Origin of the sequence: Corynebacterium amycolatum SK46, assembly GCF_000173655.1 — a bacterium.
Classification (GTDB): domain Bacteria; phylum Actinomycetota; class Actinomycetes; order Mycobacteriales; family Mycobacteriaceae; genus Corynebacterium; species Corynebacterium amycolatum_A.
This window is the reverse complement of record NZ_ABZU01000008.1, coordinates 62,892-86,921: the sequence shown is the minus strand read 5'-3', so window position 1 is coordinate 86,921 and position 24,030 is coordinate 62,892. Positions and strand designations below refer to the sequence as shown.

Below are 24,030 nucleotides of genomic sequence, written 5' to 3'. Positions count from 1 at the left end.
CCTGCAGTTATTATTGGCACCATGATTTTGACTACCACCCAGAGCATCGAGGGGCGCCAAATTTCCCAGTACCTGCGGATTGTCTCGGCAGAGGCAATCTCGGGTGTCAATCTGTTCAAAGACTTCGGTGCAGGTTTCCGTAACCTCGTCGGTGGTCGCTCCGAAACCTACGAGCGTGAGCTGGGCATGGCCCGGGAAACTGCGCTGGCGGAGCTATACCAGCGTGCCGAGGCCATGGGCGCCGATGCCGTGGTAGGCGTCGACATTGACTACGAGGTCCTGGGTGCCGATAACGGAATGCTCATGGTCACGGCATCGGGCACTGCAGTCACCCTGGTTTAGGTCACCGCCGCAGTGCTGAAACCGTGGTCAGGGGCTTGGGCGCCGCCCACGCCGTCGTGAAGCACTTTGCCCTTCGGAGATGCCAGAACATGCGGTGATTCTTGCCGGGCTTAGTAGTCGGTTTGGTTGCGCATTTAATAGGGGTGCATGTGGGAGCGTTTTTATTTGGGCAGGTCTTCGCCGTTTTTGTAGGCCTGCCAGAACTGTGTAGTCTGCTGTGTCCAGACCGCATTGACACCATCGTCGGCAGGGCCTGTTGGTAGTGTCGCGGTGGACACCGGTGTGGACGCGGCGCGCTGCATCAGGCTGCGGACATCATTCAGACTGACAGTAGTGGCCGTTCCATTAGTTAGGGCGGTGAGGAGGGCAGTGAACTCCTTCATGGAGTTCACGGAGCCGCTGCTGTCAATGATTCCTTCGCTGCGGTAGTAATCCAGTAGCGCTCCCAGAATTTCCTGCTGGTGGTTGATGCGCGAGAGGTCACTGCCACCTGTTTCGCTCTTGCGAGCGCGAAGCTGTGTGACCACACCTTGGCCGGAAAAGTGCTGCTCGCCTTCGCCGTCGCGGACGATGCGACCGTGTTCATCGACGGGGAGGTCTGCGCCGCCGAGGCTATCGATGATGCCGGCGACACCGTTGAAGGTGGTGGCGATGGTGTCATCGATGGGAATCCCAGCTTCTTCGGTAATCGCCATGGCTGCGCAGTCCATGCCCGCTTGGGCTGATCCGCGGTCATCGACATCGGCGACGGATCCGTAGGCGAATGCGGAGTTCAGTTTGTCCTTTTTGCCGGAGTGCTCGGTGGCGTGAGAACCAGCGCAGTCGGGTAAATCTACCAGGGAATCTCGCGGTACAGAGACAATGTCAATCCACTCCGGATCGTGACGCATCCGCATGAGCATGATGACATCTGAGCGGTGTCCCACCATGGATGAGTCTTGACTATCGACACCAAGGATGAGCAGTGTCTCTTGGTGCGTGGCCGATGTGTCGGCGACGTTCTGTGTCTGACTCATCCGGTTTTGAATCAGCATCAGGGTAGCAAGCAACAGCGCCATCACCGTTAGAACTGAAACGGCAGTAATCAGTGCAGCAAGGAAGGGCTTCCGGATGATGAAAGCGCGTGCCCGACGCGTTGATGATGTGCTCACGGGGGAAGTGTAACCCTTTTGTCAAAAACGATTGTTTGAGTATTCACGCAAATACTTCCTTGAATAAGCATCTCAATAACGAGGTGATTTTGCATTAATTGCGATCGTCAGGAAGTGGTTACGTTAGAAGTTAGTTTGTACAGCTAGTTATGTGAATGTAAACAGATTGAAGCTTCGGTAAATAGTTGGTGAAACATTGTTTTACCAGGGAGAATAATCGGTGGAAAGGGTGGCTTTTTGGCTACCCGAACGATGGGGTAGTCCTATGGAGTAGGAGCTGTAAATGTAGTTTATATCGCATAGTATGCCAAGCCTGTGGAACGCATTGTGCGTAGAAAAATTTAACCAGCAATAAAAGGCATAAGAGTGTTTATCCGAGACTGGAAGCAGCTCGCCTGGTGTGTATTTGATGTACTCGCCTGGCTGGTTGCGCTGTCCGCCGCTAACGGAATCGTCCGCGGGGAATTGGTATCTTTCTCTGAAATATCAGGCACGAACTTTTTGGTTGTCGCTGCCGCCGTGGTCGTCATCGTCCTGCTCGGCCTACTGCTCGGGGAGTACACCAACCCGCAACGCGTATGGCCCGGCAGTCGAACTGAAGATATTGTTCTGCTGACCATCAGCATGGGTGGCGCTACCGCAGCCACTGGTTTGGCTCAAATCCTGAAGACCTTCCCGGAAATTGCGTGGTACGTTCCGTTCGCCGGTGGCTGTGTCGCAACTTTGGCAAGTATCTATACCCGAACTCTCGCTCGCTGGATTACCGATAACTTTGGCACCCGCCAGACGGATGATCGCTTGATTGTTCTCGGTGCAGGCCGTCGAGCCAAGTTTTTTATCAACAGCCTTACGGATTCCGGTATTTCCCGTGAGAACCGCTTCCACTTGGTTGGAATCGTCGATCCCGAAGAAAGCGGCGAGAACCATATTTCTCGTATCCATGGTCTCCGCGTGATTCGTGGCATTAATCAGCTGGGCGAAGTCGCATCGCGCACTTCGGCGCAGTCGGTCATCATTGCGACTGATGAGCCACTGTCCACTGAATGCATCAACGTCCTCAACCACATCTGTGAGGAATCGTCGCTGCGCCTGCTCATTCTGCCGCCGGTGGAGGAGTACTCGCGCCACCGTGGCGCTGTCGCTACCTCGCAGGTGCGCGAAATTAACATCGCCGACCTCATCGGCCGCCAGCCGCTGCACCTGGATGAATCCAAGGTCGCTTCCATTATTCGCGGTAAGAAGGTACTGGTCACAGGCGCTGGCGGTTCTATCGGTTCCGAGATCTGCCGACAGGTTCACCGTTTTGAGCCGGCAGAACTTATCATGCTGGACCGCGATGAGGGCGGCTTGCATGCCACTCAGCTGTCGCTGACGGGTTCGGCGCTTCTCGACGGCTCCGATACCGTCCTGGCTGATATCCGTGACGCGGAGATGCTGACGCAGATCTTCACCGAGCGCAAGCCCGATGTTGTCTACCATGCTGCAGCTCTCAAGCACCTGCCGCTGCTGGAGAGCTACCCTGCAGAAGCAGTGCAAACCAATGTCATCGGAACCCAGAACGTCCTGGATGCAGCCGCTGCGGCCAATGTGTCAACCGTTATTAATATTTCCACGGACAAGGCTGCGAACCCAGCCTCGATTCTGGGTGAATCCAAGCGCGCCGCAGAACGTCTGACTGCGCACATGGGGCAAACTCATGAAGGTGTCTGGGCATCTGTCCGCTTCGGTAACGTGTTTGGCTCGCGTGGCTCGGTCATTACGACTTTCCAGCGTCAGATTGAAGAGGGTGGCCCGGTTACGGTGACGCACCCTGACGTTCAGCGCTACTTCATGACCATTCCGGAGGCATCGCAGCTGGTGCTGCAGGCTACCGTTATTGCAGAGTCCGGTGAGACTCTGGTGCTGGAGATGGGTAAGCCGGTCAAGATTGCTGAGCTGGCGGAGAACCTCATCAGGCTCCATGACGCAGACGTAGAGATTGTCTACACGGGCCTTCGCGAAGGTGAGAAGATCTCCGAGGACTTGGTTGATGACCGCGAGGTTCCCAAGATTGGCGATCGTCATCCGCTGATCACTGAGGTACGTGTTGAGCCGGAACGGCTGAATTCGCGGATTCTCCCGTGCACACATAATCACGATGCTGCACGTCGTTGGCTTGCAGAGCACGGTGGGGCGCAAAGCAGTATTGCGGCGTATCCCGCTGGTGCACAATCGCTTGCAACCGCTAGCTCGAAAGCAAAATAGTTAGGATGACTCCCCACCGTGACAACCACCAGCTCCTCTAACTCCGGGCAGCTGGCGCAAAGAGTTCGAACAGTTGCGACGATTTCGGCAGCTTCAGCGCTCGCCGCAGTCGTCGCCTTTGTGGTCAGTATTCTTTCCGCGCGAGTGCTGGGGCCCGCCGGTCGAGGCGAGGTCGCTACCGTTTTGCAGTTCGCCTATATTGTGGCGCCCTTCGTCGGCTTTGGGGCCGATCGGCTTTTGCTGCGCCGCGATGATTACGACCACGGTCTCATTCCGAGTGGTTTCGCCATGACTGTGGTCGCTCTGATTGCCTGTGCCATCGCAGGTGTCGTCTACGGACCGTGGACGGCAATGGCCGGCGTTGTCGCCTTGGTTACCGTGTCATTTTCCATGGTTCGTGCGATGGCTATCAGCCGCCATCGAGTGTCTTTCTTCGTCGCAGTATTCGTCGGTTTCCAGGGCTCAGTACTGCTGATTAGCACTGCGCTATATTTCGCCGGAGTCGAGGACTGGCGCTGGTGGGCTGCGGCCTATATCTTCCCGGCACTGCCACTGGCAATCTGGTCGCTAGCGAAGTCACGCAAACACACCGATTCCCGTGTTGGCGGAGTGGTAGAGACGGCTCGGACAAATGCCCCATTCATCGCATCGGGCCTGGGACCGCTGACGACCACACGCTTGGGTCGCGTTTTGCTGCCGGCGCTGGCCTCACCGGCGTCGTTAGGTCTATTTGTAGTCGTAGCGACGGCGACGGAACCGCTGTACTGGATCGCGCAGTCAGTCGCCGATCAGCGCACCAGCGACCAGAGGGGTCGCGAACTCACCCCGTCTCGTGTGCTCCGACACCTTGGCATAGTCACTGCAGCGTACGGTGCGCTTGGTGCGCTCGGTGGCGTGGCACTCTACTTCCTCATCGTGCCGGTATTCGGCCATGAGTTTGAGCCTGCCCGGGAGTTGGTGTTGCCACTGACTATCGCGGCCGTGGTGCTCGGCTGCTACCGACACCTGTGCGGTGAAATTCTCGGCAGCGACAATCCCCGTCGAATTGGCCGAGTGGAGCTCATTTCCGCCGTTATCGCTGTCATTTGTTACCCAATTGGCATTCTTCTCGGAGACGCCCTCGGTCTCGCGTGGACCAGCGCAATTGTCTACTTTGCAGCAGCCGTTGTTGCAGCAGTGGCGCTGATGCAGCCGAGCGGAGGCCCGAAAAATCCATCAACCACCAACGAAGAACTCCCCGTCGACGTAATCGAGGAAAGCTAAACAATGCGAATCACTTATATCCACCAGTACTTTGTTCTCCCCGGTGAGCCGGGTGGTTCCCGCCCCTACGAGTTCGCCCGCCGAATGGCCGCCGCAGGCCACGAGGTGACAATGATCTGTGGTCGCGATGAGGCCATGGATAAAACTGTTGATGGCATCCACGTGCGTCGTCTAGCGATTCCGTACCGCAATGAAATGTCGAAGCGCGAGCGCATCGTCAGTTTCTTCAACTTCCTGGTGCGCGCTTCCGCGGTTGCTGCCCGTGTGCCTGCCGACGTGATTTACGCCTCCTCGACTCCGCTGACTGTGGCGGTTCCGGGAATTGTGGCGAAGTTTACCCAGCGTGCGCCGTTGGTGGCGGAGATCCGTGACCTGTGGCCAGAGGTGCCAATCAAGTTGGGCTACCTCAATAATCCGGTGGCGATATTCCTGGCCAAGCAGCTGGAGAAGGCATTTTATGCGGCATCGAGCGAGGTCGTGGCGCTGTCGCCGTCAATGGCCGATGGTGTTAAGGAAGTGGCGCCGAAGAAGCGCGTGACCGTGATTCCGAATGCGTCGGACTTTGAGCGCTTTGATGTTCCGGCTGAGCAGCGCGCGGCTTTCCGCAAGGAGCAGGGCTGGGGCGATGACATCGTAGCAGTCTACGCCGGTGGTTTTGGCATGTCCTACCAGCTGGAGTGGCTTGTGGATCTGGCGGCGCAGTTGCGTCGTGATGGCGTGGAGAACGTGCGCTTTGTACTGCTGGGGCAGGGAAGCGACTCAGACGCGTTGTACCAGCGTGCCAAGAACGCTGGCCTCGATGCCGATGCGATGTTCCTTGGCCGTCAGCCGAAGGAAGATGTCGCCAAGTATGTCTCCGCCGCCGATATCGCGCTATCGCCGCTGCGCGATGACCCCTGCTTGGAGGGCAATTCCCTGAACAAGGTCTTCGATGCCATGGCCGCATCGCGTCCGGTTGTGTTCAACCACGGTGGCTGGCTGGAGGAAGCCGCGACCGAGCACGACGCCGGTTGGCGTCTCTCGCGCGATATTCCGACCGCGGCCAAGCGATTTGCTGAGATTATCTCCGACCGCGATGAGATGCGTGCAGCCGGACAGCGCAACCGCGAACTGGGTGAGAAGCGTTTTGCTCGTGACAGCCTGTACAACCAGCTCATTGAGGTGCTCAACCGTGTCCGAAAGGTTCAGAAGTAATGACTAACGCCGACGCTAACAAGCCCAATGAGCGGATCTTTCTTTCGCTCGCCACTGTCACCGAAGTAGAAGAGCAGGCCGTCGTTCGTGCACTCCACTCTGGTTGGGTGGCTCCGTTGGGTCCCGAGGTAGACGCGTTTGAAGCTGAGATCGCCAAGCGTTGCGGTGTCGACCACGCGCTCGCGCTGTCTTCCGGCACCGCTGGCCTGCACTTGGCGCTGCTCGCGCTGGGTATCGGTGAAGGTGACTACATCCCAGTGTCCACCATGACCTTCGCGGCCACGACCAACGCCATTGCTTACGTCGGCGCTACGCCAGTGTTTGTCGATGCCGCGGAGGACGGAAACATCGACCCTGAGCTGCTGCTTCGCACCGTCGATGAGCTGCTTGCCGAGGGCAAGAACGTTCCCGGCGTGATGATCGTGGACCTCTTCGGCCGCTGCGCTGACTACCCGGCCTTCGCGCCGCGCCTGGAGGAACTCGGCATCGCGCTCATCGAGGACGCCGCCGAGGCTCTCGGTGCCAGCGTCGATGGTCAGCCGGCCGGCAGTTTTGGCCGCGCTGCTGCGCTGTCCTTCAACGGTAACAAGATTATGACCACCTCCGGCGGTGGCATGCTGTTGTCAAACGATGCCGACCTCATCGCCCGCGCGCGCTACCTGTCCACGCAGGCGCGTCAGCCCGTCGCTTGGTACGAACACACCGAAATCGGCTACAACTACCGCCTTTCCAATCTGCTCGCCGCCCTGGGGCGTGCGCAGCACTCGCGTCTGGACGACATGATTGCTCGCCGTCGCCAGATTCGCGATGCGTACATAGATCTGCTCGCCTCGCTTGACGACGATGCCCCTGGTAAAGGTACTCGCTTGCTCTCTGACTCCGACGAGCGTTTCACCGAGAACTGCTGGCTGACCTCGATTGTGCTGCCACAGGAGGCTGTCGATAAGGGCGTGCTGAGCCCGGACGGCGTGATTGCGGCGCTGGGTGAGGCCAATATCGAGGCTCGTCACCTGTGGAAGCCGATGCACCTACAGCCGGTATATGAGGGCGCACGAGCCAGCATCAACGGTACCGCTGAGAATCTTTTCTCCCGTGGCATTACTCTTCCTAGTGGTCCGGCGCTGGACGATGACGACGTTGCGCGGGTGATTGGTGTTTTGAAGGAAGTGCTGGGATGACGAAAACGCTCGATAAGTGGATTAATTCGGTCGCCAAAATGATTGTCGTTGAGGAAGTCATTTGGGGCCTCACCATTCTGCTTGTTGCACTGTGGTCGGATCCGCTGCAGGGCGCTCAAATCGGCACTGTGCTGCTTGCGCTGTTTTGCCTGCGGGCGTTCATCGGAAGTGGTGGCCGAACAATCACTCCACTGGGCGTTTTCGCGCTGGTCACGCTTTTTACTGCAGGTTATCCCGCATATGTTGCGTGGGATGACAACCGCATTACTTCGGATGCACTCCGCGGGGCGGTGGCACTGACCTTTTTTCTGACTTATGTCGCCTGTTCGCTGTCGTGGCGTGCTGCCAGGGAGTTTCGTCGCGGCAAAGTGGTGCTTCCGGGAGCCTATCTATACAGCGTAATTGGCATTGTCTTGTTTGCGTTGGGATATACCATTCGCAGCTCCGAGTTGCTTCCAGGAATCATCGTTGAAAGCATTGCCGTCGCAGGCGTTTTCCTGACTGCAATGGGGGCATGGTGGTCGCGGTCAAAGGTCTGGCTGTGGCTGTCATTTCCCGTAGTCGTTGCCATGGCCGCGGTTTATGTTCTGCAGATTCACAGTGGTCAGGGTCGACTGCGTATCGCCGCGCTCGGCCTCGGCCTGCTGCTCATGTTTTCCATTCGCTTCCAGGGAATGTGGATCAAGCTGCTTACCATTCTTGCTGGTCCTGCAGCGTTGATGGTCTTTTCGATTCTGCGTAAGGCGCACCAGGAGAGCATTAGTAAGGGAAATTCTGCAAACCGCACTGGTCTTGAGTCGCTGACCGATCCCTTTGTCACTTTCGCTAATCTTCTCGATCTTCATGAGCAGGGTCGCTTTGAATTTCAAGGTGCTAAGAATCTGCTGACCCCGCTCACACCGATTGCGCCGGAGAGCTGGGATTTGCCCCGTGCGCTTGGCTACGAGCTGGTGAAGTACTGGAAGCCGGAGAAGGCAATCCCGAAGTATGACTGGTATTCAGTGGCGGCAAATGCCACCGGCGAGTGGTACTGGATGGGTGGTGTCTCCGCCGTCGTTATCGGTGCATTGGCTGTTGGCGCGTTCCTCGCGTTGTTGAACTGGGCAATGGCACGTGGCTATGCCGAGCTTGAAAAGCACTGGGGGGCAGTAGCGCTCTTTATTTCGGCAGTCACCTTCGCATCAGGCTTGGGCGACATGGTGTGGGGTGGCCTGCACATTTACTGGTACCGCTCCTTCCCCCGAATCATCCTGGAGATTGCAGTTGTCGCCTTTGTTGCCATTGTTCTCTGGGCAGTGGCTGCAGTTCGTGGTCCTAAGCCAGCGGTCGCAGCAGAAGCTGATACCGATGCCGCCACCGACACCGACACTGAGGTTCACTCGCAGGACGATATCTCGCTTGACTTTGAAACTGAGCGTGAATCCCTGCCCGAGCCGGTTATGGTCACCGATACCGCGGAGCCGGTTGTGCCGGAGCCGGAGCCAGCGGTGGCCGTCGTCAAGCAAAGTGCGCCTGACAACAAGAATGACAACAAGAAACTGCGCGTTGCGGCAGCGTCGTTTGCCGCGGCCGGTGCAGTGGGTGTGATCGGTTGGCTGGTCAGGAACCGTTCCAATGCGGAAGTCGATGCGCGTGCCGAAAAGCTTCTGCGCGAAATGTTCAACGAAAAGTAGGAGATAACCAATGGATTCACCGAGCATCCGCGCGCAACGGGTAATTAAGCGTGGCGTCGACATCGTGGCATCTGCAGCAGGTCTGATTGTGCTGTCGCCAGTCATGGGCGCTACGGCGCTGGCAGTGCGGCTTTCCATGGGGAAGCCAGTCCTATTCCGTCAGGAACGCCCGGGCCAGGATGGTGAGCCGTTTAATATCCTCAAGTTTCGGACGATGCACCACGTCAACCCGGCAAAGGGGCTTGTCGACGATGCGTCCCGCCTCACGGAGGTAGGAAAATTCCTTCGGTCCACAAGCTTGGACGAGCTCCCGGAGCTCTTTAACGTTCTGCGTGGCGATATGAGCCTCGTTGGCCCGCGCCCGCTGCGCATGAAGTACCTGGAGCGCTATTCGCCGCGCCAAGCACGCCGCCATGAGGTGCCACCGGGAATTACGGGGCTTGCCCAGGTGTCGGGCCGCAATGGCATCACCTGGGAAGAGCGTTTCGAGTACGACGTGCAGTACGTGGATAATTGGTCGCTACTGCTCGATGCGAAGATTCTCCTCGACACAATCTTGGTGGTGCTCAAGCGTGAAGGCATCTCAGAAGAGGGGCAAGTGACCATGACCGAGTTCACCGGTTCGTCGGATAAGCAGTCGTCGGATAAGGACGTCTCGGCTAGCGCAGGTTCTTAATCACGCCTGCGGGAACACCGGCGACAACGGTGTAGTCATCGACGTCTCTGGTAACTGCGGCTCCGGATCCGATGTACGCTCCCTCGCCGACGGTGAGGCCGGGGTTGATTACGGAGTTGGCTCCTAGTGTGCAGGCCTCGCCAAGCGTGACAAAGCCCGACACGGCATTGAGCGGGAAGATTGTGCAGTAGTCCCGCAGCACCGCATCGTGGCCGATTGTGACATTCATATTGATTTGGGCGTGCTTGCCAACCTCAATATTGCAGGTCAGGCGCGCTCCGGGACAGATGACCGTGCCCTCGCCGAGCGTGACCAGCGCGCCAATGCTGGTGTCTGGGTGGACCAGAGTTGCAGGCACGAGCCCTTCGGCATCTGCGCGTTGCGCAATCGAACGTCGAGCAGCGCCGCTGCCGATTGCGACGGTGTAGTAGACCCCCTCGGGCAAGTCCGCGAGGATTTCGGTTTTGCCCAAAAACTGCACGCCCATTTGGTGGAAAAAGGTCATATCCGGGGTGCCATCATCGATAATGCCTAGGATTTCCCACTGCGGTGGTAGGCCGTTGGCCTCTGCGTAGTCATTGATGTCCTTAATGAAGCTGACCACGTTTCGCCCAAAACCACCAGCGCCGACGATGACAATCTTTTCGGTCGTCGTGTTGTTAATCCACTGCTTTGGCATGAGTGTCATTATCCCACCGATAGCCGTATTTAGCTGGAGTGCGTGACCTCGAATCCACCTACCACCAGTAGGTGGGATACCGAAGGCCGCGCAGTCGATTTGCGAGGATGCCAAGCACCACGATCATGATTGACGAAGCGAAAATGAAGCCTATGAAGCGGAAGTCGTTGGCAAGCCCATGGCCGTGTGGCATTAGCACGGTGACCATAGCGGTAGCGGTGGCAGGGGAGTGAGCCGCGCGAGCAAGAAGCATGAGCGCGAAGGCAACGCCGGCGGCAACCGCTGCAGCAATGATGGTCGAACCCAACATGTGCAGAGTTGCGATGCCAGTCGTGCAGCCGATGAGGTGTCCGACCACGACATTTCGTGGCTGAGCCAGGGGTAAGTTCGGTGCGCCGACGATAAGTGCCATGGCAGCGCCAATAGGGGGCAAAAATAGCAGGTCAGAGACAGAAGTTGAGATGAGTGCCAGGGTCATCAGCGGCAGGCTCACGGCTACCGAGGCGGCGATAATATGGCGCAGCGGAGGGCGAGGTGGAGCTTCGCTGGCGATAAGGGGCCGTCTCGTAGGCCGTGAATAGGACATGGATAGCATGTTAGGATGCGCTGCCTCGCTCCGCAGAGGTTCAGAGTTTTTATTGAAATAGAGCTTTCATGAGACGCTCTGAACCCCGCCGAACCAGCCGAAGACCGACCATTTTCACCGGATATGACACACTTAAGGGCATGGAGCCTATCGATGTCGCAATCCGGGATGAGTCCATCCGTCTCGGGCAATTCCTGAAGTTGGCAAACCTGGTGGAAACGGGCGGTCTGGCCAAGGAACTAATCGCTGAGGGACAGGTCAGCGTGAACGGTGAGGTCGACACCCGCCGTGGCAAGGTGCTGCGTCCAGGTGACGTCGTCTCTGTTGCCGGTATGTCGGCACGCGTGGCCACCGCTGATGAAGTCGATGATGACTACTTTGATGAGGCCACCGCCGATGATGACTTTGATCCTGAAAAGTGGAGGAACCTGTAACTCATGCCCGCATTTCCCGCCGAATTTGGCATGCCCCTGCGCGTAGATCTGCTCTCCGCCGCACCCCGTAAGACCGAGCGCTTCTACCGCGGCGTTCTCGGATGGGCTTATCGCAATACCGCGCCAATCCATGAGGATGCCCGCGAGGCTTCCGCTGGTCGCCGCGTTGCCATGCTGTCCGGAATGCCCGTGTCGGTGCTGCTTGAGGCCGATAAAGACGCTGAGGATGCCTTCGTCAATCAGTGGCGCGTGAACTTCCATGTCGACTCCGCCGCTGGTGCCGTCGAAAAGGCGCGCGAGCTCGGCGCTGAAGTCTTCCAGGAACCGACCCCGCTTGTCGACGGATCCACGATGGCCGTCGTTTCCGACCCGGCCGGTGGCCTGATTGGGCTGCTGGAACAGCCGGGTGAGCAGGCCTTTATTGCAGCGGGCGAGCCTGGCACCCCGGTGTGGTTCGAGCTGGTTGCAGGCCCGGAGGAGACCTTTGAGCAGGTCGCGGACTTCTACCACAACTTCTTTGGCTGGGAAATCGCAGTGCGCAACAAGAACGAGCACGGCACTTTCGCAGTTGCGATGGAAGACGGGGCACCATTCGCTGGCTTGGTAGCCAGCTCGGTTGCCGCACAGACCGATGCGGCAGATAAGAGCTTCGTCGGCTGGCTGGCCTACCTTGGCGTGGAGAACATCGACACCGCTGTGGCCAAGGCTGAGGAACTGGGCGGTTCCGTACTCGTTGCCCCGCAGGCCACCGAGTTCGGTCCACTGGCAACTGTGCAGGACCCGTGTGGTGCGGCGGTTGTACTCTGCGAGGTGCCGCTGCCACCGGAGGAGGACATCCGCGAGTCCGACCCGCTGGAAGGCATTGACCTCAGCCAATTCCAGTAGGAGCTAGAGTTCTTCTTCGTCGTCCTCAGGGGCCCGTTTCCCGGTGTAGTTAACGTGTAAAGGATCGTCTTCGTTTTTTAGCCAATGCAGCGAAGAAGTCATTGGTCCAGGTAAAAAGTTCACTTTTACCAAGGTTGACTTGTTGCTGGAGCAATGGGTGATAAACAACCCGTTGTGACGGTGGGCAGTCGTAGTAAAAGATTCGGTACAGTCCAGCGCGCGATTCACGGATATGGCGACGGCAGTATTTGACCAGTTCGTCAGCACGTTCCTCTGCGGTCTTATGGCCAAACAGTGTTGCCGCACGTTTGCGGTAAAAGCCACCATCAACAAGCACTGCTGTAGTAATCTCGCGTAAAGGCACAGCTCGCGCAACACTATATCTGTTTCTACTCATAATTCTTGGCCCTCCCCCCCCTATGAGTAATCCCAGTCATCGGCGCTCTCCTTATCGGCGGAGGGTCAACGGCTGGGATTGATAGCAACCACTTTAATTGCGCTTCGTAATCGAGTCAATGCCTACAACCCCAGCTCTGCCCGCACCGCAGCCACAAATTCGCTGGTAGTCGCAGTGCCACCAAGATCCAGCGTCGGTGCGGTGCGAGTCGCGGCATAGACGGCCTCGCGCAGCTTGGCAGCCGGCGCAAGCTCTGAGACCGGTGCCCCAAGGTGCTCCGCGCACATCGCCGCAGAGAGCAAAAACGCAGCCGGGTTGGCGATGCCGCGCCCTGCAATGTCCGGTGCCGAACCATGTACCGGCTCGAACACTGCAAAGTTGTCGCCGACATTCGCCGATGCCGCCAGCCCCAGCCCGCCAATCAGTCCTGCGCCGATGTCACTGAGGATGTCGCCGATGAGGTTTTCCGCGATGATGACATCAAAGCGGGCCGGGTCGGTCACCAGTTGCATCGCCACGGCATCCGCATTGGCAAAATCGAATGCGACCTGCGGATACTCCTCCGCCACCTCTTCAACTGCCCCGCGAATCACACGCGCAGAGTCCCGCAGGATGTTCGGCTTATCAGCCACCGTCACCGTCGGCGTGACCTCCGAATCCGGGTTCGCCGCCTGCCGCGCGAGAGCCAACTTGGCCGCTTGCCGCGCAAGGCGATGCCACGCAAAGGACGTCGTCACGCGCAAAGAAACCGCAACTTCGCCACGCTTATCGACGGCGCGGGCCACCGTCGAGTCCTCCACCACCTCTGCCCACAGGTGATGGTGCGGGGAGTCGGCCGGGGCGTCGTGAGGCGGAAGGAGATAGTCGTGACTGTAGAGACCCTCGGTGTTTTCGCGGACGATGGTGAAGTCGGCAGCCGCGCCGGGCAGGGTGACCGGGCGGATGTTGGCGAAGAGGTCGAGGCGCTGGCGCAGCTGCAGAACAGGGGAGCGGTAATTCAGGCCGGTACCGCGCAGATGCGGTGCTAGTTCTTCCTCAGCCTCGCGAGCGGGCTTGGAGGTAATCGCCGCGAGCAGAGCGGCGTCGCTGCGTCCGAGTGTTTCCCAGGTTTCCTGCGGGACGGGATTTCCGTGAGCGCGCCACTGTGACCAGCCAATTTGTGTCTCTGTCAGCTCCCAGTGCGGGAAGACATCGGCGATGAGTCCTCGGCAGGCATCGGTGATTTCGGGGCCGATGCCATCGCCGGGTAGGAGTGTGATGCGGCGCGGTGCCGCCTCTTTGGCAGTCGCAGGCTGGTCGGTTTCCATGGCTCTTAGCCTAGGTCTGCGACGCCTGCGCGTGTGTGGTTTGGCTATTTTGCGAAAGTAACCGGGATTTCGGTGATGTCCTCGAAGCCCTCGCTGTGGTCACCGAAGAGCTTCAGCACGCAGTCCTGCTGGGTGCAGTCCACGGCCTCGCCGGTGGGGACGACGCTGAGCTCGAAGTGCGCGGTGTTGTCGTCGGCGATGGTGGTGGTGCCGCCGGACTTCTTGGTAATCCACTGCTGCGACTGGGTGCCGGCACTGCGGTCACCGGTGCAGTCCGGGACGGGGTTGCCCGGAGCCTTCTCTGCGGCGCAGAGTGCGGCGTAGTAGCCGTAGTCGGGGTCGAGACCGGAGAGGTCGACGGTGATGACATCGCCCTCGGACAGGTCGTTGACCGGCTCGGCCTCCATGGTTACTTCGCCGGCGGTGGCGTCGGTTTCTTGAGCCTCAGCCGAGCTGGTGGTTTCCGAGGCGTTGGCAGCATCCTGCGCGGCACCGTCTGCGTCATCTGAGCCACAGGCGACGAGAAGTGGAAGTGCGGCGACGGCCGGAATAGCCAGGAAAGCCACGCGACGCTGGAGCGTACGGGTAGTCATAGGAGGTAACGTCCTTCCGAAAAATATAGTAATTACTATCTTTATTTAAGGATAGGCTAACCTAGAACCGAAAGATAGCCTAAGATTCTTTGGGCGAGTAGAGCAAAGTCCTTTCTAAGCTCTTTGTTACTAGTGTTAGTCGTTTTTTAGTCATTCTTTTTGTCGTCTATCTCCGTGCAGCGTCAGCTCACAGAGGGGGAATATGTTCACCGTGCCTGCCTGTCGCGTTCGCAGCCTTGCCGGAACACTGCTGAGTGTTGTCCTGGTCGCAGGACTAGTTGCCTGTGGTTCCGATGATGCCGCGCGGGAGGGGGCGTCGTCGTCAAGCGCTGGCGTGACGACGGTACCGCGCGCCGACAACATTTCCGCTCACGGTGCCGCGCATGCGAATCTGCCTTCGGAAAACCCCGAGGTGCTGCTGAAAGACCCGAAGCCGACAGAAGGTAAGGACTACCAGCGTATTCTCACGCTTGACCGAGCGGGAGCACTCAGTCGTTCGGTCTACACACTTGGCCTCGGAGACCGTCTGGTGGGGCGCGACTCCACGTCCGATTTCCCGGCGGTAAAGGGTCTGCCGAACCTCACCATTGGCGGGCATGCAGTCAATGCTGAGTCGGTGATGAAACTGAAGCCGGAGCTCATCATCACCGATGGCTCGATCGGCCCCAGCCGTGTCTTCGACACGTTTGAAAAGGCGGGGATCACCGTCGTCCATGTGTCGGATGAGCGCACTCCCGAGACCATCAACACGCTTATCGACGAAGTTGCGGACGCAGTCGGCCTGGCTGACCAAGTTGGCCCGGTGAAGGAGCACCTGGATAAGGAGATGGCGGCTGCGACCGAGTACGCGCAGGCCAAGGCCGATGGCCGCAAGATGATGATTCTCTACGTGCGCGGAACCGGTGTGGCCATGATTGCGGGACCAGACTCCGGTGGGCGTTCCCTGATTACCCGTCTCGGCGGCGTTGATGCTGGTGAGGGCGTTGGTATTCAGGGCGCGTTCACGCCGATTACGCCAGAGTCGCTCATCGCTGCGGCCCCTGACACCATCCTGGTTATGTCTGGTGGCCTCGAGTCCGTTGGCGGGATCGAAGGCTTGAAGGAAATCCCGGGCATTGCACAGACCCCGGCGGGCCAGAATGAATCCGTCGTGGACGTGCCGGATTCGCAGCTGCTGTCCTTTGACTCGCAGTCGCCGCGTGCCATCCGCGCCATTGCGGATGCTCTCTACGGTGCTGGCAAGACTGCGGGGAAGTGACTAGCTGAGCAATGCAGGCAACCGCGAACAAAACTAGTCCGTTCAGGCAGGCAGCCGTTTTCATCGGGCTCGCCCTAGCGCTGGTGCTGGCAATTGGCTGGTCGGCCTCCGTGGGGCAGTTCGGTGCCACCATCGGGGAATCACTGAGCTCAATGGTGAGGCTAGTGTTCAATGCCGGTCTCGGTGACGCGCCAGAGCCCATCGACACCGTGCTGTGGCAGGTGCGCCTGCCGCGCATCGCGCTGGCCTGCCTCGTTGGTGCGGGGCTTGCTCTCGCGGGTGTGGCGCTGCAGGCGGTGTTCGGCAACCCGCTTGCCGAACCCGGCCTCATCGGCGTTTCCTCCGGCGCCGCCGTCGGCGCTGCTACCGCCACAGTTTTGGGCACCGCCGCCGGGCTCTCCGGGGTGCTCGGCGGAGTGTTGAGTGTCTTCGCCAGCAGCTGGGCCATTGCGGTCTCAGCTTTTATCGGTGGTGCGGTGGCCACGGCTATTGTGGCCGCAAATGCGCACGGTGGCCGCGATATCGCCCGAATCATTCTGGTCGGTGTGGCTGTGAACTCCATCTGTGGTGGTCTGGTGTCGCTCCTGACATTCGTAGCCTCCACGGCTGCCCGCGACCGTATTGTGTTCTGGCAGATGGGCTCCTTTGCCAGCGCCACCTGGACGCAGGTCGTCATCATTACGCTGGTGACAGTTCCGGCCGTAATTGCCATGTGGGTCAGCTACCGCAAGCTGGATATTCTGAGCCTCGGTGAAGCGCAGGCGCGCCACCTGGGTATTAACGTCATCACGCTGCGTCGCGCCATTATTTTCGGCACGTCTCTGGTCGTGGCGGCTGGAGTGGCATTTTCCGGCATCATCGTCTTCATCGGCTTGGTGGTGCCGCACGCTGCACGACTGCTGCTGGGACCAGCGCATCGCACGCTGATTCCCGCATGCATCCTCGGCGGAGCGCTGGCCACAACGCTGGCCGACCTCGCGGCCCGCACCATGATTACCGGTGCGGACCTGCCACTGGGAATGCTCACCTCGATCGTCGGCGGCCCCCTGTTCTTCTGGTTGCTCCTGCGTTCGAAGAGGGCGGTGCACTAATGGAAATTCACTCTGGCCTGGGTATTTCTGCCGAAAATGTCAGTATCACCCTGGACGGGCACCGCATCCTGAACGATATTTCCGTGGTCGCCGAGCCCGGAAAAGTCACCGCGCTGGTCGGCCCTAATGGTGCTGGAAAGTCGACACTGCTCGCAGCGCTTTCCGGCGACCATGAGCTCAGCGGCGGCGACGTCCGGATCGGCGAGCATTCCATTACCGAGCTCTCCATTGCCGACCTGGCCCGCTACCGCGCCGTCCTGGTGCAGAGCCAAGAACTGTCCGTACCATTCACCAGCCGCGACGTTATCGACTTCGGACGCAACCCATGGGGCTGCCCGAACGAAGAGTTGCTCGCGGAAGTCATCGCTGAATGCGACGTCGCGCACCTCCTTGACCGGGAAGTCCCGACCCTCTCCGGCGGCGAGCGCGCCCGCGTCCACAGCGCGCGCGTGTTCTACCAGGACACTCCCGTCGTGCTTCTCGACGAACCAACCGCGGCCCTGGACCTCCACCACGCCGAAAAAATCATGGGAATGATGCGCGCCCGCGCGGCGGCGGGCAAAGCCGTGGTCGTGGTCCTGCACGATTTGTCCGCCGCAGCGGCGTATGCCGATCACGTTGTGGTGGTGGCGCAGGGGCGCGTCGTAAAGCAAGGCCCGCCTGCGGAAACCCTGGATGCACAGACCGTCAGCGAAGTCTACGACATCGGCGTGGAAGTGCTTCGGGATTCCGCGGGCAACCCCGTGCTGGTGCCTCAGCGCGGACAATACCTCTCACCCTAGTCTCCAAAAACCCCACAGAGAAAGAAGACAACCATGGTTGAAAACGCGATTAAAGAAGGTAACAAGCTGGCTGCTCAGCCCTTGGCAGAGCGGCTCAAAGTGGAGACTTCCGGTGTTCACAGTGAAGCGGAAAACTCCGACTTCATGTCGAGACTGCTTGCGGGTGAACTGGATGCGCAGGCGGCCATCGATTTAACCGGTCAGCTCTACTTTGTGTACGAAGCGTTGGAGCAGGCAGTGCGGTCCACTGCGGAGTCAGAGCAGGTCAGCGCGGTCTACGATGCGCAGCTGGAGCGTCTGGAAGCACTGGCAGCCGACCTAGAGCACTTGGTGGGGTCTGATTGGCGGGAAAAGATCTCGCCTGTGGAGGCGACAAAGAACTACGTGGCCGAGCTTCGTGAAATCGAAAGCAACGGCAACGCCAACGCCGCATTGGCGCACCATTACGTTCGCTACTTGGGTGATCTTTCTGGTGGTCAGGTGATTGCGTCCATGCTGGCCAAGCACTACGGCATCGGTGCGGAGGGAACCCGATTCTATGACTTCTCCGCGATCGGAAAAATTAAGCCCTACCGCGACGGCTACCGACGGAGTCTGTCTGAGCTGGGCATTTCGGATGCCGATAAAGATGCCGTGGTCGACGAGGCGAAGAAGGCATTTCGCCTCAACCGAGCGATCTTCCACGACCTAGCTGGTGGTCTGGACGACGCAGTGGCGTAGGTTGCGGACTGGAATGCTGTGACCGTGGCGGTGGGCGGTATGCGTTAGCCGATGTATACCACCGCGTTGCGGCCACCCGTGCATTTGATGTTGTTGCCAGATGCGCGGCACCACATGTCGTAGGTCAGGCCGGTTGTCGGACTGTACGCAGTGACTGTGCCAGATTCCCTACCGGTGGAGTTACGGTAGCGAACATAGGCGCTGTGTACATTTCGAACGAACGGATCGCTTGTCGAGGACGTTCCTTTCCACGCGCTGGAAAGGTTACCGCCGGCCAGACCCGACGAGCGGGATGAGCCAGAGGATCCGGATGAACTACCCGAGTTCGGAACAACCACGGTCTCGGTCTGAGTGACCGCAGGGGCGGGTTGTCCCTGAGTATCGGCGGCGACCTGCGTGGTGGCAGCTGGCTGGGTATCGGCAGCAGTCACCGAGTCATCTTTGCCGAGGCTGACATAAGCAACTGCGCCAACCAGACCCAGCAGCACCACGACCAGCACTGAAATAAGCGCAATCATTGCGCCGGAAGTACCTGAGTTCTGCTGCGGATACGCCGCTGGGGCTGCGTAAGCGTACGCTGGTGCCGGCTGCGCAGCGAACTGGGGTTGCTGCTGCGGCTGTGGTTGTGGTTGAGGTGCCTGGTTCGGGTACACAGGGCCGAAAGAACCGGTGGAAGGATTCGAATTGTAGTTGGGGTCTGAGCTGGGGAACTCGTTATACGACATGCTGGACGTACCAATCACGAGGAGGAAGTGTTCCCCCTGTGATGAGCCCAACCCGCGTAGCGAATGGTGTTCCATCCCCTGGGGACACGGTTAACGTCTTTTATTGTATTACTGGGAAAACTGTAAAGCATGTTAGGAGACGCATGTTGTCCGCAAAATGCGGCAAGGACGGGTTTAGCTAGACCCGAAATGAGGTGGTGAGCTTCAAATGAGGTTGTGACCATCGAGAAACTGCTTAAGTTGATGTCAGTTTCGGCACTAATTTCTGCTTGTTTTCGTCATAAACCTGGCCAGTAACTTATGAGCCGGCCCAAGACGCAGGGCTGCACATGTGAAACTGGGGTGCGCGTGAAACTTTACGGCCATTTTTCGGCCGTTTCGTTCATGCACACCCCAGTTTGTAGCGAGGCGTAGCTGGTAGCTGCTTAGCGATTACATCCCCAGGATTTCCTTGAGCTCGGCCTTGATCTGGTCGAGCCGCTCGGCCGCGGCCACGTGCGGAATCGCGGCCGAAGCGACCGGCAGCACGACTTCCAGGTAGCACTTCAGCTTCGGCTCCGTGCCGGAAGGCCGGGCAATGACGCGGTCGTTGGCCTCGGTGAGGATGAGGATGCCGTCAGTAGGCGGGATGTGATAGCTCTCGCCCTTGGCGTCGACCATGTCCAGGCCGTCATTCATGTCCGTGACCTGCGTGACCTTCGAACCAGCCAGCTGTGCAGGTGGGTTGGCGCGCAGAGTGTCCATGCCCTTGGTAATCAGTGAGCGGTCTTCGACTCGGAAAGTCAGCGGGGCGGTCTTGTACAGACCATGGGCGCGGGCGACATCATCCAGCAGGTCCTGAATACCAAGCCCCTGGCCCTTCAGCCGCGCCACAGCATCGGCGACACGTACCGCCGCAGATACTCCGTCCTTGTCGCGAACGACGGCCGGATCGGAGCAGTAGCCGATGGCCTCCTCGTAGCCGAAGACGAGCCCATCCACGCCACCAATCCACTTAAAACCAGTCAGAGTAGCGCGGTGATTGAGTCCGTGGCCTGCGGCAATCTTTCCGAGCAGGCGGGAGGACACTATCGAGTTAGCCATCGTGGCCGGGAACTCGGCGCCCTCATCATTGGTCACGGTCGCAACCCCGCGAGCCTCAATATCCGCGCCAATGACCTCGCCCAAAAAAGCACCGATGTCGTCGCCGGAGAGCTGTCGCCAGCCGCCATCGACGCCGCTATCCGGAATAGCTACCGAGCAGCGGTCCGCATCCGGATCAGCCGCGATGATGACATCCGCGTCTTCGGCACGCGCCAGCTCAAATGCCAGATCCAGTGCACCGGCCTCCTCCGGGTTCGGGAACGATACCGTCGGGAACTCCGGATCCGGCGCAAACTGCTTCTCAACCACGCTGACGTTCGAGAAACCTGCCGCGTTCAGCGTGCGCACGATGGTTTCGCCGCCGACGCCATGCATCGGGGTGAGAACTATCTTCGCCGCCTGCTTCTCTTCGCTTGACGACGTCGTTGCGAGCGCAGACGCCCGCTCCACATAGGCATCCAGCAGTTCAGGACCAACCTGCTCGACGGCATCGAAGTCACGCGGGACCTCATCAGCCGGTGGAGCAGCTGCGATGGCTTCCGCAATTTGCTTGTCATGGGGCGCGATGATCTGGACGCCTCGGCGGGAATCAGACTCCACCGCGCGGCCACCGAGGTAAACCTTGTAGCCGTTGTCCTTCGGCGGATTGTGGCTGGCTGTGACCATGATGCCGGCATCGGCATTGAGGTGGCGCACGGCAAAGGCGGTCACCGGTGTAGGCAGCTGCTGTGGCAGGGCCAGGGCCTTGCCACCAGCTGCGGCGACAACCGCGGCGGCATCTCGGTGAAAATCGGCGGAGCCGTGGCGGGCATCGCAACCAATGACCACGGTGAAGTCGTCGCCCACAATGTTCTTCAGATGCGCAACCAGGCCAGCGGTGGCACGGATGACCGTGGCGCGGTTCATGCGGGACTGACCAGCGGCAACGACACCGCGAAGACCTGCAGTGCCGAATTCGAGTGGTCCGGCGAAACGGCTTTCCAGCGAGGCAATCGCATCGGGGTTGGCGGCCTTGGCTTCGTCGTAAAGCGAGGAGAGCTCGGCGGCGGTGGCCTCGTCCGGATCGTGGGCGATCCAATCGGTGATGGTGGCTTGTAGCTGTTCAGAGAGCATCGGGGTTCGCCTACTTCAGACCGTCGAGGACAGCAGCGGAGGAGGAAAGGCCCAGGCGGGAGGCGCCTGCGGCAATCATTTCCTCGGCGGCAGCGGCATCGCGGATACCGCCGGAGGCCTTGACGCCCAGGCGGTCGCCCACGGTTTCGCGCATGAGCTTCACGGCATGAGCGGAAGCGCCGCCGGCCGGGTGGAAGCCCGTGGAGGTCTTGACGAAGTCTGCGCCTGCGGACTCGGAGGCCTTGCAGGCTGCGATGATTTCCTCATCGGCCAGGGCGGCCGACTCGATGATGACCTTCAGGATCTTGCCCGGAATGGCATCGCGAACAGCCTTGATTTCGGCCTCGAGGTCATCGAAGCGGTGCTCCTTGGCGAAGGCGATGTTAATGACCATGTCGACCTCTTCAGCGCCATCGGCCACGGCACGAGCGGCCTCAGCGGCCTTGACCTCGGCTTTTACCGCGCCGGAGGGGAAGCCGACGACAGTGGCGATGTGCAGACCCTCCGGCACCTCGACTGGGAGCTGCGAGGGGGATATGCAGATGGAGTAGGTGCCGAGCTTGGCGGCCTCGTTGATAAGAGCCTTGACCTGGTCAGAGGTGGTTTCTGGCTTGAGTAGGGTGTGGTCAATCATCTTGGCAACATCAGCGCGGGAAGTCATGGGAGAAATCAAGTCCTTTCGGAAATTTGGGAGAGAGCTTAAAAGTAGGGAGGTGGCGGGCTCGGGGCGGGGAAGTGGCGCCGGCGCGAGCCCATCAGAAGTTTTCTAGGACACGCGGTCGAGGATAATCTCACGCTGAGCGGTCGGCGCGGTGTCGCCGATTTCAATGCCCGGCTCGATGGACTCGAGTGCGCGCTCGAACTTATCCGGAGTTTCAGTGTGCAGCGTGAGCAGCTTCTGCCCCTTGACCACCTTGTCGCCCGGCTTGGCGAAGATCTCAATGCCCGCCGTAGCCTGCACCGGATCTTCCTTACGGGCGCGCCCTGCGCCCAGGCGCCAAGAACCAACGCCGAGCGCCAGCGCATCCAGCTTGGTCAGGTAACCGTCAGCCTGCGCAACCACATCGTGCGTGTGAGGTGCCACCGGCAACGCGGCATCCGGGTCGCCACCCTGAGCGCGGATCATCTTCTTCCACGAATCCATAGCGCGGCCGTCCTTCAGTGCCTGCTCGACGTCGGCATCGTGCACACCGGCCAGCTCCAGCATGTTGCGGGCCAACTCACAGGTCAGCTCAACGACATCTGCGGGGCCACCGCCGGCGAGAACCTCCACCGACTCGCGGACCTCGAGGGCGTTGCCGATGGTCAGGCCCAATGGAGTGGACATGTCCGTCAGTAGCGCGCGGGTGTTCACGCCCGCGTCGTTGCCCAGGTCAACCATGGTGCGAGCCAGCTCACGAGCCTGATCCAGGTCCTTCATGAAGGCGCCCGAACCGACCTTGACATCCAGCACCAAGTTGGAGGTGCCCTCCGCAATCTTCTTGGACATAATCGACGAGGCAATCAGCGGAATGCAGTCCACCGTCGAGGTGATGTCACGCAGCGCGTAAATCTTCTTATCCGCAGGTGCTAGGCCCGCACCGGCTGCTGCGACGACCGCGCCGGAATCCTCCAGGATCTGCATCAAGCGGTCATTCGGAACATCAGCCTGCCAGCCCGGAATGGATTCCAACTTGTCCAGGGTGCCGCCAGTGTGGCCGAGGCCGCGACCGGACAGCTGTGGGACAGCCACGCCGTAAGAGGACACCAGCGGGCCCAGCGGCAGTGTGATTTTGTCACCGACACCACCGGTGGAGTGCTTATCCGTGGTGGGTTTGCTCAGCGATGCGAAGCTCATGGTCTCGCCCGAGTCAATCATCGCCTGAGTCCAATCCACAATCTCTCGGCGGTTCATGCCGCGGATGAAGATGGCCATGTTCAGCGCTGCCATCTGTTCATCGCCCACGATGCCGCGGGTGTAGGCATCGATGACCCAGGCGATTTCCTCCGGGCTGAGTTCACCGCCGTCTCGCTTTACTCTAATGACGTCAACTACATCGAACTTTTCAGCCATTGTTCGCTCCTTTTATCAGCGATTGTGATTAGCGATATTGGTCTTGTGAACTCTGCTGATTCCGATTATCATCAGCATTAGAACAAATGTCAATAGACAACTTTCCATTTGTACCCACATAAGTATGTTTGCATAAACACCTCGAACAGGCTCGGGGAGGGAGAGCACAATGTCTCAGATCTCAGACGAAGAACTGCTGGCCAAGGCATACGCCGCCACGGAAAACTCGTACGTTCCCTATTCAGGTTTTCCTGTCGGTGCCGCACTTTTGCTTGACGACGGCACGGTGGTCACAGGCTGCAACGTGGAAAACGCGTCCTATGGGTTGACCAACTGCGCAGAGCGCACCGCCGTGTTCCGTATGGTCGCGGAGCACGGTGGCAACCACAAGATTGCGGCCTGCGCCATCGTCGGGCGAAAGGCAGCCCCCTGCCATCCATGTGGTGCCTGTAGGCAGGTTTTGCACGAGTTCGGTTGCAAGCGCGTCATAGTGGAGTCCGAGCGCCCCACAGATGGTGGCCTGGGTGCTCCGACCAGCATTGACTTCGAAAAAATTCTCCCCTACGCCTTTGGTCCCGAGGACCTGTAGGCACCGTCACACAG

The 24,030-nt window shown here is 59.5% G+C and carries 24 protein-coding genes; 14 read left to right on the top strand and 10 right to left on the bottom strand.

Annotated features, from left to right (window positions below; genetic code table 11):
* Positions 1-21: 21 nt before the first annotated feature.
* Positions 22-342, top strand: a complete 321-nt coding sequence (locus CORAM0001_RS06700; protein ID WP_005510900.1) for a heavy metal-binding domain-containing protein — start codon at positions 22-24, stop codon at positions 340-342.
* Between the two features lie 161 nt (positions 343-503).
* Here the strand turns inward: CORAM0001_RS06700 and CORAM0001_RS06695 are convergent, their stop codons facing one another.
* Positions 504-1,493: an LCP family protein gene (locus tag CORAM0001_RS06695; protein WP_005510896.1), complete on the bottom strand. Its 990-nt coding sequence runs from the start codon at positions 1,491-1,493 to the stop codon at positions 504-506.
* Positions 1,494-1,859: 366 nt separating this feature from the next.
* On the opposite strand from CORAM0001_RS06695, the gene CORAM0001_RS06690 reads away from it, so the two are divergent.
* The 6 genes from CORAM0001_RS06690 to CORAM0001_RS06665 are packed head-to-tail and all read left to right on the top strand — an operon-like array spanning position 1,860 to position 9,721.
* Entirely contained in the window at positions 1,860-3,737 is a 1,878-nt protein-coding gene (locus tag CORAM0001_RS06690; RefSeq protein ID WP_005510927.1) for a polysaccharide biosynthesis protein, read from the top strand.
* A gap of 18 nt (positions 3,738-3,755) precedes the next feature.
* Positions 3,756-5,000 (top strand): lipopolysaccharide biosynthesis protein, encoded by a 1,245-nt coding sequence (locus CORAM0001_RS06685; protein ID WP_005510934.1) that lies wholly within the window; start codon positions 3,756-3,758, stop codon positions 4,998-5,000.
* A 3-nt stretch (positions 5,001-5,003) separates the two neighbouring features.
* Entirely contained in the window at positions 5,004-6,194 is a 1,191-nt protein-coding gene (locus CORAM0001_RS06680) for a glycosyltransferase family 4 protein (RefSeq protein ID WP_005510928.1), read from the top strand.
* Positions 6,194-7,372 (top strand): DegT/DnrJ/EryC1/StrS family aminotransferase, encoded by a 1,179-nt coding sequence (locus CORAM0001_RS06675; protein ID WP_005510911.1) that lies wholly within the window; start codon positions 6,194-6,196, stop codon positions 7,370-7,372. Before CORAM0001_RS06680 ends, CORAM0001_RS06675 begins: the two co-directional genes overlap by 1 nt.
* The gene (locus CORAM0001_RS06670; protein ID WP_005510921.1) at positions 7,369-9,045 is read left to right on the top strand and encodes a hypothetical protein; all 1,677 of its coding nucleotides are present in this window, start codon (positions 7,369-7,371) and stop codon (positions 9,043-9,045) included. The genes CORAM0001_RS06675 and CORAM0001_RS06670 overlap by 4 nt, the downstream gene beginning before the upstream one ends.
* 10 nt (positions 9,046-9,055) lie before the next feature.
* Complete coding sequence (locus CORAM0001_RS06665) at positions 9,056-9,721, top strand: sugar transferase (RefSeq protein ID WP_005510895.1); 666 nt, start codon at positions 9,056-9,058, stop codon at positions 9,719-9,721.
* Here CORAM0001_RS06665 and CORAM0001_RS06660 read toward each other — a convergent pair.
* Positions 9,705-10,400, bottom strand: a complete 696-nt coding sequence (locus CORAM0001_RS06660) for an acetyltransferase (RefSeq protein WP_005510975.1) — start codon at positions 10,398-10,400, stop codon at positions 9,705-9,707. The two genes, CORAM0001_RS06665 and CORAM0001_RS06660, sit on opposite strands and share 17 nt — an antisense overlap.
* Positions 10,401-10,458: 58 nt before the next feature.
* Positions 10,459-10,986: an HPP family protein gene (locus tag CORAM0001_RS06655; protein WP_040361458.1), complete on the bottom strand. Its 528-nt coding sequence runs from the start codon at positions 10,984-10,986 to the stop codon at positions 10,459-10,461.
* Between the two features lie 140 nt (positions 10,987-11,126).
* On the opposite strand from CORAM0001_RS06655, the gene CORAM0001_RS06650 reads away from it, so the two are divergent.
* Together CORAM0001_RS06650 and CORAM0001_RS06645 are read left to right on the top strand one after the other, a co-directional pair.
* On the top strand, positions 11,127-11,420 hold the full coding sequence (locus CORAM0001_RS06650) for an RNA-binding S4 domain-containing protein (RefSeq protein WP_005510922.1): 294 nt from the start codon (positions 11,127-11,129) through the stop codon (positions 11,418-11,420).
* Positions 11,421-11,423: 3 nt separating this feature from the next.
* Positions 11,424-12,305 carry a VOC family protein gene (locus tag CORAM0001_RS06645; RefSeq protein ID WP_005510913.1) on the top strand — a complete coding sequence of 294 codons (882 nt, stop codon included), beginning with the start codon at positions 11,424-11,426 and terminating at the stop codon, positions 12,303-12,305.
* A gap of 49 nt (positions 12,306-12,354) precedes the next feature.
* On the opposite strand, the gene CORAM0001_RS11070 is transcribed toward CORAM0001_RS06645, so the two are convergent.
* The 3 genes from CORAM0001_RS11070 to CORAM0001_RS06635 form a co-directional block, all read right to left on the bottom strand.
* A complete protein-coding gene (locus CORAM0001_RS11070) occupies positions 12,355-12,702 on the bottom strand; it encodes a PIN domain-containing protein (RefSeq protein ID WP_244262010.1) in 348 nt (115 codons plus the stop codon).
* A 122-nt stretch (positions 12,703-12,824) separates the two neighbouring features.
* Positions 12,825-14,009 carry an isocitrate/isopropylmalate dehydrogenase family protein gene (locus tag CORAM0001_RS06640; protein WP_005510892.1) on the bottom strand — a complete coding sequence of 395 codons (1,185 nt, stop codon included), beginning with the start codon at positions 14,007-14,009 and terminating at the stop codon, positions 12,825-12,827.
* A gap of 44 nt (positions 14,010-14,053) precedes the next feature.
* Complete coding sequence (locus tag CORAM0001_RS06635) at positions 14,054-14,602, bottom strand: neocarzinostatin apoprotein domain-containing protein (protein ID WP_005510961.1); 549 nt, start codon at positions 14,600-14,602, stop codon at positions 14,054-14,056.
* Positions 14,603-14,804: 202 nt separating this feature from the next.
* Between CORAM0001_RS06635 and CORAM0001_RS06630 the strand changes: the two genes are divergently transcribed.
* From CORAM0001_RS06630 to CORAM0001_RS06615, 4 genes are read left to right on the top strand one after another with little or no spacing between them, the layout of a single operon-like run.
* Positions 14,805-15,860: a heme/hemin ABC transporter substrate-binding protein gene (locus CORAM0001_RS06630; protein ID WP_040361432.1), complete on the top strand. Its 1,056-nt coding sequence runs from the start codon at positions 14,805-14,807 to the stop codon at positions 15,858-15,860.
* Between the two features lie 11 nt (positions 15,861-15,871).
* The gene (locus CORAM0001_RS06625; RefSeq protein WP_005510929.1) at positions 15,872-16,951 is read left to right on the top strand and encodes a FecCD family ABC transporter permease; all 1,080 of its coding nucleotides are present in this window, start codon (positions 15,872-15,874) and stop codon (positions 16,949-16,951) included.
* A complete protein-coding gene (locus tag CORAM0001_RS06620) occupies positions 16,951-17,733 on the top strand; it encodes a heme ABC transporter ATP-binding protein (RefSeq protein ID WP_005510902.1) in 783 nt (260 codons plus the stop codon). The genes CORAM0001_RS06625 and CORAM0001_RS06620 overlap by 1 nt, the downstream gene beginning before the upstream one ends.
* A 33-nt stretch (positions 17,734-17,766) precedes the next feature.
* Positions 17,767-18,453, top strand: coding sequence for a biliverdin-producing heme oxygenase (locus tag CORAM0001_RS06615; RefSeq protein WP_005510851.1), 687 nt, complete (start codon positions 17,767-17,769; stop codon positions 18,451-18,453).
* Between the two features lie 44 nt (positions 18,454-18,497).
* Here the strand turns inward: CORAM0001_RS06615 and CORAM0001_RS06610 are convergent, their stop codons facing one another.
* The 4 genes from CORAM0001_RS06610 to CORAM0001_RS06595 all read right to left on the bottom strand — a co-directional run bounded on the left by CORAM0001_RS06610 (position 18,498) and on the right by CORAM0001_RS06595 (position 23,427).
* Positions 18,498-19,196, bottom strand: coding sequence for a hypothetical protein (locus tag CORAM0001_RS06610; protein WP_005510938.1), 699 nt, complete (start codon positions 19,194-19,196; stop codon positions 18,498-18,500).
* 414 nt (positions 19,197-19,610) lie between these two features.
* Positions 19,611-21,374 carry a phospho-sugar mutase gene (locus CORAM0001_RS06605; RefSeq protein ID WP_005510935.1) on the bottom strand — a complete coding sequence of 588 codons (1,764 nt, stop codon included), beginning with the start codon at positions 21,372-21,374 and terminating at the stop codon, positions 19,611-19,613.
* Positions 21,375-21,384: 10 nt separating this feature from the next.
* The gene (gene deoC, locus CORAM0001_RS06600) at positions 21,385-22,035 is read right to left on the bottom strand and encodes a deoxyribose-phosphate aldolase (RefSeq protein WP_005510856.1); all 651 of its coding nucleotides are present in this window, start codon (positions 22,033-22,035) and stop codon (positions 21,385-21,387) included.
* A 105-nt stretch (positions 22,036-22,140) separates the two neighbouring features.
* Entirely contained in the window at positions 22,141-23,427 is a 1,287-nt protein-coding gene (locus CORAM0001_RS06595) for a thymidine phosphorylase (RefSeq protein WP_005510874.1), read from the bottom strand.
* Positions 23,428-23,596: 169 nt separating this feature from the next.
* Between CORAM0001_RS06595 and CORAM0001_RS06590 the strand changes: the two genes are divergently transcribed.
* A complete protein-coding gene (locus tag CORAM0001_RS06590; RefSeq protein ID WP_005510957.1) occupies positions 23,597-24,016 on the top strand; it encodes a cytidine deaminase in 420 nt (139 codons plus the stop codon).
* Positions 24,017-24,030: the final 14 nt, after the last annotated feature.